Here is a 13679-nt window from a genome sequence, read left to right as displayed (position 1 = left end):
GCAGGACGCCTCGTTGTCCTCGAGACGCCTCCGGATCCGGCGGCGTCTCGACGCCATGGCGGCGTCGAACGAAGACGCCGGCGTCTCGCGAACGACCGAGCGCTGGCCTCAGGGCGCGGGCACCGGCTCCGGCAGGGCGAAGCGCGGGTGCGGCACCCCGCCCGTCGCGAGGTCCGCGAGCATCTCGCCGAGCAGCGGCGCGAACTTGAAGCCGTGCCCGGAGAACCCCGTCGCCACGGTCAGCGGCCCGACGCGGTCGATGACGAAGTCCTCGTCGGGGGAGTTGTCGTACAGGCAGCTGATGAACGTCGGCTTCGTCGCGTCGACCCCCGGCACGTACCGCGCGACGTACGCCTGCAGCCGCTCGGCTTCGGCACGCACGGGCACGAAGTCCCGGTTGTCCGGGTCGACGACGGGGCCGGTGCCGTGGAACCCGACCTTGACGCCCTCGCCCGGCGTCAGCAGCCCGTACACGTCGTCGCCGTCGGCCCAGTGCACGAAGCTCGGCCAGGCCGCGTCCGGCAGGTGGCTGGGGAAGTGGGCCGGCTGCTCCTGGGTGACGCGGATGGCCGGGAGGCCCGCCCCGCGTCCGGCGAGCAGCCCGCCGACCAGCGTGGGGGCCCACGAGCCCACCGCGGCCACCACGGACGCGGTTCGGACCGCGCTGCCGTCGGACAGCGTCACGGTGACGTCGTCACCGTGGTCCTCGAGCCCGGTGACCCGCGTGTCGAACCGCAGGTCGGCGAGACCGGTCCGTTCGGCCAGCGTCAGGAACACTTCGATCGTCCGGTCGGAGCGGATGCGCCCGGCGGAGGGATGGGTCAGCACCTGCCCCTCGAACGCGATGCCGGGCCAGCGCGCCGCCGCCTGGTCCGGGGTCAGTGACTCGTGCGGGATGTCCGCATCGGCGAGGGCGGCGGCGATCGCGTCGACGACCTCGGGCCGACCGTGGTCGACGGCCCCCGTGCGGACGATGAGCTCCTCGCCGGCGGCGGCCTCGAGCGCTCCCCACAGTTCGAGCGCCCGGGTGGTCAGGGCGACGTACTCCGGGTCGGCGTAGCCCTGCCGGAAGATCCGGGTCGCACCGTGCGAGGAACCGAGGTGGTGGCCGCGGGCGTGCTGTTCCACGAGCAGGACGCGCTCGCCGCGAGCGGTGAGCGCGTACGCGGTCGCAGCGCCGACGACCCCGGCACCGATGACGACCACGGGTGCGATGTGTTCGGGGGAACCGGGAGACGAGGACATGCGGCGAGCGTACGTCCGACGGAGCGAGTGACGGGAATCGAACCCGCGCTACCAGCTTGGGAAGCTGGAGTTCTACCATTGAACTACACTCGCGCGCCCCGCAGAACGGGACTCGGCAAGCCTAGCGGATTCTCGCCTGGAAGCCAGCCGACCGCGCACCGTACGCCGTCTCGCCGGCGCGTGTCGCGCCTCCCGAGTCTCCGCTGTGAGGGTGCGAGCCTGACGGACAGGTGTCGCCCCCGTGTGTACCGTCCAGGGAGTTCCAGCCCCGAACCGAGGAGGACCCGGATGGTCAGGCATCCCCTCATCGACGACGTGGTCGGCTCGGCGATCGTGGTCGAGTCCGCCTCGCCCGTCGTGTGGCTGACCGATGCGCTCGCCTCGCTGCTCCGCCGGTCGGCGGACGCCGGACGGACGGTCGTGCTCCGCACCGGCCGGGCCGCGGCGATCACCCCGGCTCTCCGGCACGCGCTCGGCGCGTACGGCGCCGCGTGGGCGGTGTCCGACTTCGACGGCACACTGCGTGACGGCCGGACCGGCGTCGCCGCATCGGACATCGAGGACTTCGTGCACCGAGGCCCCGAACTCGTGGGCACGCCGTCGCCCGAGCACCCGGTCTCGGCCGACTCGGTGCGACAGATCAGCATCGACCTGACCCTCCGGCACCACCCCGGCCGTGCGGTCGACATGGGCTCCGCGATCGAGGCGTTGTGCCACACCGTCGGCACCTGCCCGACCCGGTGGGGCACCGCCGAACCGCTCACCGTGCCGTGGGACCGCTGGGTCGTGACGCAGTACGCGAAGCACGAGGCACCCGGGATCTCGACCTCGTACGCCGTCGGCGAGGGGTTCTCCGCGACGATGACCGCGCACCTGGTCGGCGGGGTCGTCGTCGAGACGATGTCCGCCGTGCTCACCGTGCCCGAGGAGAACACCGACCCGGGGCTGGCGAACCGGATGTTCGACGCCGTGCAGCGGGTCGCCGACCAGGTCGTCCCCGTGTTCGGCGTCGTCATGCAGCGCCGCGGGGACGCCGACCACCTGGTGCGGGCCGTCTCGCACGGCGAACCGTCGCCGCTCGCCGTCGTCGTGGGCCCCGAGGCCGCGGGCTTCCTGGACCGCGACGGCGTCTGGCCGCCGCCGCGCACCACGACCGCGACCTTCGCGGCCGGCTCCGGCTCGGCCGCCCGTCCGGATGCCGACGCGACCGACGACGGTGGGATGATCGTCCGCTTCGAGGACGGCTGGGAAGCGCTCGAGTCGTTCCTCGACCGCATCGACGAGGACCGCTTCCTGCAGCTGGTCGGCGGCGCACCGCTCGACCCCGCGCACGACGAGGGCACGCTCGACGGCCACGTCCGCGACGACCGGATGGTGGGCGGTCACGGTGCCGCGTGACGTCACCATCCTCTGCCGTCAGCCCGTCGAGACGCGCGAGGTGGCGGAGGCGCTCCTGCTGCACGACGAGACCTGGGGCGTCCGGGCGCTCGACGACGGCCCGATGATGCAGGTCTGCCGTGACGCCACGCACCCGGTGATCACCGTGCTCGGCGTGCGCCGGGTGGACTCCTTCGACGAGGTCGAGCGGATCCTGCCGGACGCCCCGACCCTGGCGACGCCGCTGTGGTGGGTCGACACCGTGACCCCCGCGGGTCCCGACGGGGAATCGGGGATCTCGGCCGCCCTCGAAGCCGCGATGGACCTCGACGCGGTCTGCATCGTCCACGGGGACTGACCGGGGTCGTTCCTGCCGTGTGGCCGGTACCGCGGGTCAGTCCCGCTTGCTCATCGCGGCCAGGCGCTCGTTGTAGGCCTTGAGGTCGGCGTCGCCGTCGCGGTCGGCCTTGCGGTCCAGGCGCTTCGCGTCGCGCTTGTCCGAGCGCATCCAGTTCCGGACGACGAGCAGGGCCACGAACACCATCGGGAGCTCCGACGCACCCCAGGCGATGCCGCCGCCGGTGTGCTGGTCGTCGAGCAGCGCGGCGTCGTTCGTCTGGCCCAGCGCGTGGAACCAGTCCACCGCGAACACCGACTGCGACGTCATGACCGCGACGCCGAAGAACGCGTGGAACGCCAGGGTGGCCAGCAGGGTGATGATGAGCATCGGGTACGGCGGGCGCTGTGGGCCCGGGTCGACGCCGACGAAGACCCAGAAGAACAGGTAGCCGCTCAGGACGAAGTGGATGATCATCGCGACGTGCCACTCGTGCGACTGCATCGCGGCCTGGTACGCCGGCGTGAAGTAGAACACCACGAGGGACCCGGCGAAGATGATGCCCGCGACGGCTGGCTTGCCGAGGAACTGCATCCAGCGTGAGTGCACGAAGAGCATGAGCCACTCGCGGGCGCCGCGTGAGCCGTCGTTCCGGACCGGCAGGGTGCGGAGTGCGAGCAGCACCGGGCCACCGAGCACGAGCGGCAGCGGGACGAACATCATCAGCAGCATGTGCTGGAGCATGTGCGACGAGAAGTGGATCATGCCGTAGACGGCGGGGCCGGCCGAGGTGGTCCAGATGAACAGGGCGCAGCCGATCAGCCAGGCGATGGTGCGACCGACGGGCCAGGCGTCGCCGCGCTTCCGGAGCTTGCGCACCGCCAGCAGGTACCAGACGGCCCCGACGACGGCCAGGCCGAGCCACACCCAGTCGATGTGCCACTGGGTCAGGTAGGTCTGCGTGGTCTGCGCCGGCGGGAACGGGAACCCGATCAGGCCGGAGCGGGTGTCCTCGCCCGTCGCCGGGGTCTGCGGGATCGGCGGCTGCGAGCGGGACACGGCGACCGAGACGCCGATCGCCACGGCCATGAACACGATCTCGGCCAGCGCGAACCGGGTGAACAGGCGGCGGTCGAGCGGCGCGCGGAGGAGCCCGGGCACGAGCTTCCGGCGCTGCACGATGCCCGCGACACCGAGCAGTACGAGGATGAGCGCCTTGACGGTGATGAGCCAGCCGTACGTCGTCGTGACGAGGTCGAGCGGGCCGGTCAGACGCAGCGACGCGTTGACGATGCCGGAGAACGCCACGGCCCCGAACGACCAGCCGGCGAGCGTCGAGTACCGGGCGATCACGCGTCCGGTCGCGCCCTTGGTGCGGGTGCGGAGCAGGACCACGGCGACCAGGCCGCCGGCCCACACGCACACCCCGACCAGGTGGATCGCGAGCGAGTTCACCGCGTTCGCGTGCTCGAGCGACCCGGCGGCGTGGCCGGACAGGGCCAGGGGGAGCAGGGCGAACAGGCCGATCACGGTGGCGAACGCCAGGGTCGTCACCCGGGTGGCGAAGGCAGCGACCACCGTGGCGACCAGGATGGCGGCAGCCGACACCACGAGCGCCTGGCCGATCTCGACCTGGAACGCGAAGAGCATGAAGTTGCGGGCGAACACCGGGCTGGTGAGCGGGACACCGAGGGTGTTCGCGCCGGTCAGGACGATGCTCACCGCGGCGGCCAGGAACCAGACGGCGCCGGTCGCCGCGGCCCACCGGGTGGCCCGGTGCTGCACGCTCGACAGGGCGCCGTGGTCCTTCTTCTGCGCGGGCAGCGCGAACGCCGCGACGATGAGGAGCCCGATGGTCAGCGCTGCCATCGTGTCGTGCACGACTCGGGCGATCGGCAGGCCGTACTCGACGACGTCGCCGGCGGACACCAGCTGCTGACCCGCGCTGAAGGCACCGGTGATCGTCAGCCCGAGGACCGAGCACGCGACGGCGAGCGGGATCGCGATGACGAGGACCGTCGCGACGGTGGACGAGCGCCCGGTGGTGGGGGCGGCGTCCGGCGCTGACCCGGTGGGCTGGGTTTCGGGTGACGTGACGGTCATGACCGTCCAATGGTAGGCGTGCCGGCTGGCAACCGGCCCCTCGGATGCGCGCTCAGACCCGCCGTTCCCAGATGCCCTCGCAGCCGACGCCGACGAACCCGACGGCCTCGTTCACGTCGAGCATGTGGCGGTTCTCCTCCGCGTTGAACGTGATGATCGAGGGGTGCCCCGGATGCTCCCGCTCGACGGCCTCGATCCCGACCGCCTTCAGGAGCCATCCGAGCCGCTGCCCACGGTGCTCACGGACGACGAGGGTGTCGCCCTGCATGACCGGCTGCGCGAGGGGACCGGGGACGGCGAGCTGGGTGAACCCGACGAGCGACCCGGTCGAGGTGTCCTCGACCACGACCGTGCGCATCGTGCGGGGTCCGTCCTCGAGGTGCTGCTCGTGTGTCCGGAGCCGCTCGACCGTCCAGGCGTCCTCGGGCTCGGTCATGTCGCCCGACGGGGCGTCGGTGCTCATCCGGGTCAGCAGGAGCGCGAGGTCCGACTGCCACCGATCGGGTGTCGGACCCGTCCAGGTGTGCACGCGGTGGTGGTCACCCGACGCGACGGTCGCAGCCGCACGGACTTCGGCCACCGCGGCCTCGGCAGCCGGGAGTGCGAGACGGCTGATCCGGTTGACCTGCCCGAGCCGCCAGCCTCGACGGGTCAGGAACCGGACCGCTGCCTCGTCCTCCGGGACGGCCCCGAACCCGGTGGGGGCCTGTCGGTACCCGGGGCCGGATGCTGGCCCGACCTGTCGTGAGACCGCGTAGGTCTTCCACTGCGTGCGTCCCTGACCGCGAGCGACGTCCTCCAGGTGTTCGGCCAGGAGCGTGCCCACGCCGCGACGTCGGTGTTCGGGTGCCACGCTGACCGCGATCCAGCAGTTCGGGGCGGCAGGGTCCACCTTCGAGTCGTACGAGCCGGCTCCGACCGCGGTCCCCTCGTCGTCGCGGACCACGAACAGTCGGCTGGGTGCGTCCGGGTCGAGCAGGTACGGCAGCTGTTCCTCGGGGGTCCAGAGCAGCTCGGGCAGGTGCGTGGTCGCGACCTCGGCCCGGTTCTGCACGTCGACCCACTCGCGGAACACCGAGACGACCGCCGGGTCGTCGTCCATGATGGCGGGCACCGTGATCTCGTCGACGGTGTACGTGGTCATCACTGCTCCGAACGCCGCCCGCCCGGGTGGTGGGCAGCTTGGCAGCATACCGGCGCGACGCCCGCTGCCGCTAGGCTTCCTACGTGCTGCTCTCCGACCGCGACATCACCGCCCAGCTCGCCGAAGGCCGGATCGGCCTCGACCCGTACGACGCCTCGCTCGTGCAGCCGTCGAGCATCGACGTCCGGCTCGACAAGTTCTTCCGGCTGTTCGACAACCACAAGTACCCGCACATCGACCCCGCGGTGGACCAGCCCGACCTGACCCGCCTGGTCGAGACCGACCCGGACGAAGCGTTCGTGCTGCACCCGGGTGAGTTCGTCCTCGGCTCCACGTTCGAGGTCGTGACGCTGCCCGACGACATCGCGGCGCGGCTCGAGGGCAAGAGCTCGCTCGGTCGCCTCGGCCTCCTGACCCACTCGACCGCGGGCTTCATCGACCCCGGGTTCTCCGGGCACGTGACGCTCGAGCTGTCGAACGTGGCGACGCTGCCGATCAAGCTGTGGCCGGGGATGAAGATCGGGCAGCTCTGCTTCTTCCAGCTCTCGAGCCCGGCCGAGAAGCCCTACGGTTCCGCCGAGTACCAGTCCCGCTACCAGGGTCAGCGTGGCCCGACCGCGTCCCGCTCGGCGCAGAACTTCCACCGGGCGGACGTCTCCGACCCGCGCTGACGAGCGCCGGACCGTCCCGTTCCGTCCGGGCCTGCACAGACCCGTCGGATCCACCAGCAGACGAAATGTCGCATGCTGTGTATCGTTGCAGCATGTCCGCTGTCCCCCCACGGTCCGCCCCGCCACTGTCGGCCGCGGTGCTCATCCGCGACGCCCGTGAACGCGCCGAACTGACCCAGGTCCAGCTCGCCCAGCGCGCCGGCGTCACCCAGAGCGTCATCAGCACCTACGAGAACGGTCGGCGGGAACCGTCGCTCGCCGCCCTGCAGCGGATGCTCCGGGCGGCGGGCTTCACGACGACGATCGACCTGCAGCCGGTCGAGGAACCCCAGCCGCTCCTCGAACGGGTGGTCGCCGCCCGGCAGGACCTCGTCGACATCGTGCAGCGGTTCGGTGGGCGGAACCCCCGGATCTTCGGCAGCGTCGCCCGGGGTGAAGACGGCCCGGACAGCGACGTGGACCTGATGGTCGACGTCGACGCGGGGCTCGGGATCTTCGCGCTCATGCGGATCCAGGACGCCGCCGAGCGGTTGCTCGGCGTCCGCGTCGACGTGGTCGACGCCGCGGGCATGCGCCCCGCGGTCGTCCGGACCGCGGTGCCGCTGTGAGCGCCGAGCCGGGCGTCCGCCGTGCCGTCGGCGACCGCCTCGACGACGTCATCCGGGCCTGCGAGGCGATCCGGCGCTACGTCGACGACGAGCGGCTGCCCGAGGACCTGGTGCACGACGCGGTCCGGATGCGCCTGGTCGAGATCGGTGAGGCCGTGCGGGTGCTCCCGGTTGGGGTCACCGCGAGCGAGCCCGGCATCCCGTGGTCGCGCGTGTCCGACCTGGGCGAGCGGCTGACCCGGCGGTACTTCGACACGACGCGTGCGCTGGTGTTCGGCACCGCCCGCACCGACGTCCCGCACCTCGCCGACGCCGCGCGCCGGTTGCGCGCGGCCCACCCCTGACGGACGCGGGCACGGAGCGGGCGCGGCCACGAGCCCTGGACGGACCACACGGCGGACTGGAGGCACGGATCACGACGTGCACCGAGCCTCCCGTCCGCCGTGTGGCCGGCCTCAGGACGACGCAGGACGGCCCCGTCTCGCCGAGGCGAGACGGGGCCGTCCGTGGTGCTGGGGAGATCAGCCCTTCTTGGCGAGCTCCTCGAGGGTGTCGTTGCCCTTGTAGGCCTCGACGGCGTTGTCCTTGGTGACCAGGACCGGCGTGAGCTCGATCGCGGGGACCGTCTTCTTGCCGTTGTAGTTGTTCGTCTTGTCCATCTTCGTGTCGGGCTTGTCGCCCTTCGACAGCGTGGAGACGAGGTCGACGGCCGCCTGGGCCTCCTTCGATGTGTCCTTGAAGATCGTCGAGTACTGCGTGCCCTGCATGATGAGCGGGATGGACGCGGTCTCCGAGTCCTGGCCCGTCACGACGGGGTTGTCCTTGCCGGCGGCCTTGGTCGCGGTGAGGATCGCACGGGCGAGGGTGTCGTTCGGCGACAGGACGCCGTCGAGCTCGGTGTCACCCGTGTAGTACTGCGAGAGCAGGTCGGTCATGCGCGACTGGGCCTTCTGCGCGAGCCAGCCCTGCGTGACGACCTTCTGGAACGTGGTCTGACCGGAGACGACCTTGATCGTGCCGTCGTCGATCTTCGGCTGCAGGACGTCCATCGCACCGTTGAAGAACACGGTCGCGTTGGCGTCGTCCGGCGAACCGGCGAAGAGCTCGACGTTGTACGGCTTGTCGCCCTTCTTCTCCTCGAGGCCCTTGAGCAGCGCCTCGGCCTGGAGCTGGCCGACCTTGAAGTTGTTGAACGCCACGTAGTAGTCGACGTTCTTCGTGTTCAGGATGTTGCGGTCCCAGGCGATGACGACGGCGCCACGGTCCTTGGCGGACTTGACCTGCGCGGTCAGCTGCGAACCGTCGGCGGCACCGATGATGACGGCCTTGGCGCCCTTGGTGATCATGCCGGAGATCTGCGACTGCTGGTCGGGGACCGGGTTGCCGGCGTTGGCGTACTGGATGTCGGCCTTGAAGCCGGCGTCCTCGATCGACTTCTTGAACGCGGCACCCGCGAGGACCCAGTTCTGCGAGGTCTTGGCCGGCAGGGCGACGCCGATGAGGTCGCCCTTCTTGATGCTGCTGGTGCTGCCGGCGTCGTCGGACGAGCCGCGTGCCGAGCAGCCGCTGAGGGCGAGGCCCGCGATGAGCGCCAGGCTGAGGCCGGCGACGATCTTCTTGCGCATGTGATTGCTTTCTCTTCGTTGAGGAGGTGTGGGGCCGGAGCCCCGCTGTGGGGAGGGGTGAACTAGGGGAGGGTGATCTTGTCCGGCTGGTCCTCGATGGACCGCGGCTGCTGGGCGGACACCGTGTTCTGCTCGGTGTCCTTCCGCTGGAACTGCCGCATCATGCCCCCGATGAGGGACGGGCGTCCCTGCGACTTCGAGTAGACGTCGAAGGCGACGGCGACGAGCAGGACCAGGCCGCGGATGATCTGCACCTGGTTGGACTCGAGGCCCATGAGCTGCAGACCGTTCGACAGCAGCGCCATCACGAGACCACCGATGATCGAGCCGGAGATCGTGCCGACACCACCGGCGACCGCCGCTCCACCGACGAACACGGCGGCGATCGCGTCGAGCTCCCAGCCGGTGCCGTCCGCGGGGCCCGAGGCGCCGGAGTAGGCGACGAACACCATGCCGGCGATCGCGGCGAGGACCGACATGTTCATCATGACGAAGAAGTTGACCCGCCGCGCCGAGACGCCGGACAGGACGGCGGCGTTGGCGTTGCCACCGACGGCGTAGACCTGGCGACCGAAGATCGTGTTCTTCGTGACGAAGCCGTAGACGATGGTCAGGATGCCGAGGATGATCGCGACGATCGGGACCGAGGTGCCGACCGGACCGGCGCCGAACAGGTACGTGGCGACGAGCGTGACGGCGACCAGGATGCCGGTGCGGACGATCGAGACCCACAGCGGCGGGACCTCGGCCTGCATCTTCCGACGCCGGGCACGGCCACGGGCCTCGATGATGATGAGCGCGAGGATCGTGACGAGGCCGATGAGCAGCGTGCCGTTGCTGAAGCCGAAGTCGGGGCCGAAGTCACCGAGGAAGCCGGCGCCGATCGGGGTGAAGGCGTCCGGGACGGGGACCGACGTCGAGTTGCCGATGATCTGGTTCACACCACGGAAGATGAGCTGACCGGCCAGCGTCACGATGAAGGCCGGAACCTTCACGAACGCGACCCAGAAGCCCTGCCACGCACCGATCAGGGCACCGCACGCGAGACCCAGGATGATGGCGGCCCACACCGGGAAGTCCCACACGGCCATGGACTGCGCCACGACGATGCCGACGACCGCTGCGACCGACCCCACCGACAGGTCGATGTGCCCCGCGATGATGACCATGACCATGCCGAGCGCCAGGATCAGGATGTAGGAGTACTGCAGGAACAGGTTGATGACGTTGGTCGGCTCGAGGATGAGCCCGTTCGTCGTGATCGAGAAGAAGATCAGCAGCACGATGAGCGCGATGATCATGCCGTACTGGCCGATGCTGTTGCCCTTGCCGAAGAGCAGTTTCAGGTTGTTCATGAGGCGGTGGCGCCCTTCCGCGCGGAGGTCATGCTGCGCATGAGCGATTCGGGATCGGCCTGGTCGGCCGGGAGGTCAGCGGTGATCTGGCCCTCGAAGATGGTGTAGATCCGGTCGGAGAGACCGAGGAGTTCGGGGAGCTCGGACGAGATGAGGATGATGCCCTTCCCCTCGGCGGCGAGCTGCTGGATGATCCCGTAGATCTCGAACTTGGCGCCCACGTCGATGCCGCGGGTGGGCTCGTCGAGGATCAGGATGTCCGGGTCGGTGAACATCCACTTGGACAGGACGACCTTCTGCTGGTTGCCACCGGACAGCTTGCCGACGTTGTCCTCGACGCTCGGCACCTTCGTGCGGAGCATCTTGCGGTACTTCTCGGCGACCGAGTACTCCTCGAGCGAGTCGACGACACCGGCCTTCGAGATCTTCCGCAGGTCGGCGGCGACCGTCGAGCGCTTCACGGTGTCGAGCAGGTTCAGGCCGAGCGCCTTGCGGTCCTCGGAGACGTAGCCGAGGCCGTTCTCGATCGCCTGCTGGACGTTCGTGACCTTGATCTCGCGGCCGTCCTTGATGATCTGGCCGTCGAGCCAGGTGCCGTACGAGCGACCGAACAGGCTCATCGCGAGCTCGGTGCGTCCGGCGCCCATCAGGCCGGCGAAGCCGACGATCTCACCGCGGCGGACGTGGAAGTTCGAGGCCTTGCAGACCAGACGCGACGAGTCGAGCGGGTGCTGCACGGTCCAGTTGCGGACCTCGAAGAAGGTCTCGCCGATCTTCGGGGTGCGGTCGGGGAAGCGCGACTCGAGCGAGCGGCCGACCATGCCGCGGATGATGCGGTCCTCGTTGACGCCGTCCGCCTTGACGTTGAGCGTCTCGATGGCCTTGCCGTCGCGGATGATCGTGATCTCGTCCGCGATCTGCTCGATCTCGTTGAGCTTGTGGCTGATGATGATGCTCGCGATGCCCTTGGCCTTCAGCCCGACGATCAGGTCGAGCAGGTGCTGCGAGTCGTTCTCGTTGAGCGCGGCGGTCGGCTCGTCGAGGATCAGGAGCTTGACGTCCTTGTGCAGGGCCTTCGCGATCTCGACGAGCTGCTGCTTGCCGACACCGAGGTTCTTGATCTGCGTGTCCGGGTCGTCGGCCAGGCCGACGCGGGCGAGCAGGTCCTGCGCACGCAGCTGCGCGGCGGTCCAGTTGATGACGCCACCGCGGCTCGGCTCGTTGCCCAGGAACAGGTTCTCGGTGATCGAGAGCTCCGGGATGAGCGCCAGCTCCTGGTGGATGATGACGATGCCGGCCTGCTCGGACTGCTTGATGTTCGAGAAGCGGACTTCTTCGCCCTCGTAGACGATCTCGCCGCTGTAGGTGCCGTACGGGTAGACGCCCGACAGGACCTTCATCAGGGTCGACTTGCCGGCGCCGTTCTCGCCGCAGATCGCGTGGATCTCGCCGGCACGGACGCTGAGGGAGACGTCAGCCAGCGCCTTCACACCAGGGAACTCCTTGGTGATCGAGCGCATCTCGAGGATCGTCTCGGGTGCGGTGATCGACCGGGTCTCGAGGCCGGTGTCGATCGGGGTTGACGCCACAGTGCATCTCCTTCTGCCGCTTCGGTGCGGCAGTGTGTTCGGGTGGTTCTGCTGCGGCAGCGAAAGCACAGGGGGCCTGTGTGGACTTCGTTGTCGCGTCCGGATCCGGCTCGGTGTGACGCTCATGTGAACGGTCACATCGGCTGGACGGAGGCAATTTACGCACAGCCTCGGTGCGGCTGTCAATTCGGATTGGTCGCGTTTTCGTAACGGCGTGCGTGATCCGGAGGGAACGTCCCCCGGGTTGGGGCCAGGGGCCCCGGGAACGGACGTTTCGTTGCGCGAATCCGCATGCGCGGACGGGAGGCCCGTGGCGGGCCGGCCACGGGCCTCCCGTCCGCTTCGTGGTCGCGTCCGGAGCCGCGCTCGCCGGTGCGCCGCGGCCGTGCGGTTCCGGGCGTGGCTGGTGCTTCCGGGCGTACCTGGTCGGAACTTCGTGGCAGGTATGCCCGTTCCTGGCAGGTACTGCGGGGCGGCCGGGTGGTTCCGGGCGTACCTGGTGTGTCCGGGCGTACCTGGTGCTTTCGGGCGTACCTGGTCGGAACTTCGTGGCAGGTATGCCCGTTCGTGGCAGGTACTCGGGGCGTTTCGCGGCCCGAGGTGCGTCAGCGCGTGCGGGGTGCGCTGGTGGAGGCGCGCACGACCAGCTGCGGGACGATGTCGATCGGGCGGAGCAGTTCGCCCTCACTCGGCAGCAGCAGGTCCACGCAGCGACGCCCGAGCTCGGCGAAGTCGACCTGCACCGTGGTGAGCGGCGGCCAGAAGTGCTTCGCCTCGGGGATGTCGTCGTAGCCGACCACGGACAGGTCGCCCGGGACGTCGAGTCCGTACGAGCGTGCCGCGTGCATCACCCCGAGCGCCATCTGGTCGTTCGAGCAGAAGATCGCGGTGCAGTCCCGCCACCGCAGCAGCTCACGGCCGGCGTGGTAGCCGAAGTCGGCGGTCCAGTCGCCCAGGATCGGCGGCGCGACGGCCATGTCGCGGTCGGACATCTCGCGCAGGAACCCCTGCATGCGGGCGTCGGCCTCGATCCAGTCCTGTGGTCCGGCGATGTGCCGGACGTACTCGTGCCCCAGGTCGAGCAGATGCGCGGTCGCGAGTCGTGCGCCCTCCATCTGGTCCACCCACAGCGCCGTCGGATCCTCGCCGACGCTGGCGCGCATGGTGACGTACGGGGTGCGGATGCCGAGCTCCGCGATCAGGTCGAAGACCCGCTGCTGGGGTGCGATGACGACGATGCCCTCGACGTCCAGGTCGAGCAGGTGCCCGAGTCCTTCACGCACGGCGGCATCGGTCGCCTCGGCGATGTTCGCCGTCGTGACCGAGTAGCCGCGGAGCATCGCCGCGTCCTCGATCGCCTGCAGCGCCACGGCGGGACCGTAGTGGGCGCGGCGGGCCGTCAGGACGCCGATCGTGTGGGTCCGGCTCGTGACAAGGGCGCGTGCGGCCCGGTTCGGCCGGTACTGCAGCTGCTCCATGGCCGCCAGGACCTTGTCGCGTGTCTCGGCCCGGATCGCATCCGAGTTGTTCAGCACCCGCGAGACGGTCTGGTGCGAGACGCCCGCGATCCGTGCGACGTCACGGATGCTGGGCGAACGCGGTTGCTGTGTCCGCGATGACGCCAT

12 protein-coding genes and 1 tRNA gene are annotated in these 13679 nt (G+C 69.9%); 5 read left to right on the top strand and 8 right to left on the bottom strand.

From position 1 onward, the window contains the following. Nucleotides 1-108: 108 nt before the first annotated feature. Entirely contained in the window at nucleotides 109-1245 is a 1137-nt protein-coding gene (locus ABRP24_RS17090) for an FAD-dependent oxidoreductase (RefSeq protein WP_349847270.1), read from the bottom strand. 22 nt (nucleotides 1246-1267) lie between these two features. Next, nucleotides 1268-1338, bottom strand: a tRNA-Gly gene (locus ABRP24_RS17085). A gap of 195 nt (nucleotides 1339-1533) precedes the next feature. Between ABRP24_RS17085 and ABRP24_RS17080 the strand changes: the two genes are divergently transcribed. Then, nucleotides 1534-2643: a DUF6177 family protein gene (locus tag ABRP24_RS17080; protein ID WP_071246214.1), complete on the top strand. Its 1110-nt coding sequence runs from the start codon at nucleotides 1534-1536 to the stop codon at nucleotides 2641-2643. Beyond that, a complete protein-coding gene (locus ABRP24_RS17075) occupies nucleotides 2633-2980 on the top strand; it encodes a hypothetical protein (RefSeq protein WP_027464937.1) in 348 nt (115 codons plus the stop codon). Before ABRP24_RS17080 ends, ABRP24_RS17075 begins: the two co-directional genes overlap by 11 nt. A 36-nt stretch (nucleotides 2981-3016) precedes the next feature. Here ABRP24_RS17075 and ABRP24_RS17070 read toward each other — a convergent pair whose 3' ends face one another. Next, nucleotides 3017-5062, bottom strand: coding sequence for a cytochrome c oxidase assembly protein (locus ABRP24_RS17070; RefSeq protein ID WP_349847267.1), 2046 nt, complete (start codon nucleotides 5060-5062; stop codon nucleotides 3017-3019). A gap of 52 nt (nucleotides 5063-5114) precedes the next feature. Continuing rightward, entirely contained in the window at nucleotides 5115-6206 is a 1092-nt protein-coding gene (locus tag ABRP24_RS17065; RefSeq protein ID WP_349847265.1) for a GNAT family N-acetyltransferase, read from the bottom strand. Nucleotides 6207-6289: 83 nt separating this feature from the next. Here ABRP24_RS17065 and dcd point away from each other — a divergent pair, with 83 nt between their 5' ends. The 3 genes from dcd (at nucleotide 6290) to ABRP24_RS17050 (ending at nucleotide 7829) form a co-directional block, all read left to right on the top strand. Beyond that, the gene (gene dcd, locus ABRP24_RS17060; RefSeq protein ID WP_027464935.1) at nucleotides 6290-6877 is read left to right on the top strand and encodes a dCTP deaminase; all 588 of its coding nucleotides are present in this window, start codon (nucleotides 6290-6292) and stop codon (nucleotides 6875-6877) included. A 92-nt stretch (nucleotides 6878-6969) separates the two neighbouring features. Then, the gene (locus ABRP24_RS17055) at nucleotides 6970-7485 is read left to right on the top strand and encodes a helix-turn-helix domain-containing protein (RefSeq protein WP_051596589.1); all 516 of its coding nucleotides are present in this window, start codon (nucleotides 6970-6972) and stop codon (nucleotides 7483-7485) included. Further along, nucleotides 7482-7829 carry a DUF86 domain-containing protein gene (locus ABRP24_RS17050; protein WP_027464933.1) on the top strand — a complete coding sequence of 116 codons (348 nt, stop codon included), beginning with the start codon at nucleotides 7482-7484 and terminating at the stop codon, nucleotides 7827-7829. Before ABRP24_RS17055 ends, ABRP24_RS17050 begins: the two co-directional genes overlap by 4 nt. Before the next feature lie 177 nt (nucleotides 7830-8006). On the opposite strand, the gene ABRP24_RS17045 is transcribed toward ABRP24_RS17050, so the two are convergent. From ABRP24_RS17045 to ABRP24_RS17030, 4 genes are all read right to left on the bottom strand, one after another. Continuing rightward, on the bottom strand, nucleotides 8007-9110 hold the full coding sequence (locus tag ABRP24_RS17045; protein ID WP_027464932.1) for a sugar-binding protein: 1104 nt from the start codon (nucleotides 9108-9110) through the stop codon (nucleotides 8007-8009). 62 nt (nucleotides 9111-9172) lie between these two features. Beyond that, nucleotides 9173-10465 carry a multiple monosaccharide ABC transporter permease gene (mmsB, locus tag ABRP24_RS17040; RefSeq protein ID WP_349847262.1) on the bottom strand — a complete coding sequence of 431 codons (1293 nt, stop codon included), beginning with the start codon at nucleotides 10463-10465 and terminating at the stop codon, nucleotides 9173-9175. Then, nucleotides 10462-11985 (bottom strand): multiple monosaccharide ABC transporter ATP-binding protein, encoded by a 1524-nt coding sequence (gene mmsA / locus ABRP24_RS17035; protein ID WP_051596601.1) that lies wholly within the window; start codon nucleotides 11983-11985, stop codon nucleotides 10462-10464. Before mmsA ends, mmsB begins: the two co-directional genes overlap by 4 nt. Nucleotides 11986-12659: 674 nt before the next feature. After that, nucleotides 12660-13679: a LacI family DNA-binding transcriptional regulator gene (locus ABRP24_RS17030; RefSeq protein ID WP_017886425.1), complete on the bottom strand. Its 1020-nt coding sequence runs from the start codon at nucleotides 13677-13679 to the stop codon at nucleotides 12660-12662.

The sequence above is a fragment of the Curtobacterium sp. WHRI 8282 genome, from assembly GCF_040223925.2.
In the GTDB taxonomy this organism is placed as follows: domain Bacteria; phylum Actinomycetota; class Actinomycetes; order Actinomycetales; family Microbacteriaceae; genus Curtobacterium; species Curtobacterium flaccumfaciens.
The sequence above is the reverse complement of the archived record's forward strand: the minus strand, read 5'-3'. Positions and strand labels throughout refer to the sequence as shown.

Excerpts from the sequence above, each read along its gene's own strand:
- ABRP24_RS17090 (WP_349847270.1), bottom strand. The coding sequence starts at position 1,245 with ATGTCCTCGTCTCCCGGTTCCCCCGAACACATCGCACCCGTGGTCGTC.
- ABRP24_RS17080 (WP_071246214.1), top strand. The coding sequence starts at position 1,534 with ATGGTCAGGCATCCCCTCATCGACGACGTGGTCGGCTCGGCGATCGTG.
- ABRP24_RS17070 (WP_349847267.1), bottom strand. The coding sequence starts at position 5,062 with ATGACCGTCACGTCACCCGAAACCCAGCCCACCGGGTCAGCGCCGGAC.
- ABRP24_RS17065 (WP_349847265.1), bottom strand. The coding sequence starts at position 6,206 with ATGACCACGTACACCGTCGACGAGATCACGGTGCCCGCCATCATGGAC.
- ABRP24_RS17055 (WP_051596589.1), top strand. The coding sequence starts at position 6,970 with ATGTCCGCTGTCCCCCCACGGTCCGCCCCGCCACTGTCGGCCGCGGTG.
- ABRP24_RS17045 (WP_027464932.1), bottom strand. The coding sequence starts at position 9,110 with ATGCGCAAGAAGATCGTCGCCGGCCTCAGCCTGGCGCTCATCGCGGGC.
- mmsB (WP_349847262.1), bottom strand. The coding sequence starts at position 10,465 with ATGAACAACCTGAAACTGCTCTTCGGCAAGGGCAACAGCATCGGCCAG.
- mmsA (WP_051596601.1), bottom strand. The coding sequence starts at position 11,985 with ATGCGCTCGATCACCAAGGAGTTCCCTGGTGTGAAGGCGCTGGCTGAC.
- ABRP24_RS17030 (WP_017886425.1), bottom strand. The coding sequence starts at position 13,679 with ATGGCGTCATCGCGGACACAGCAACCGCGTTCGCCCAGCATCCGTGAC.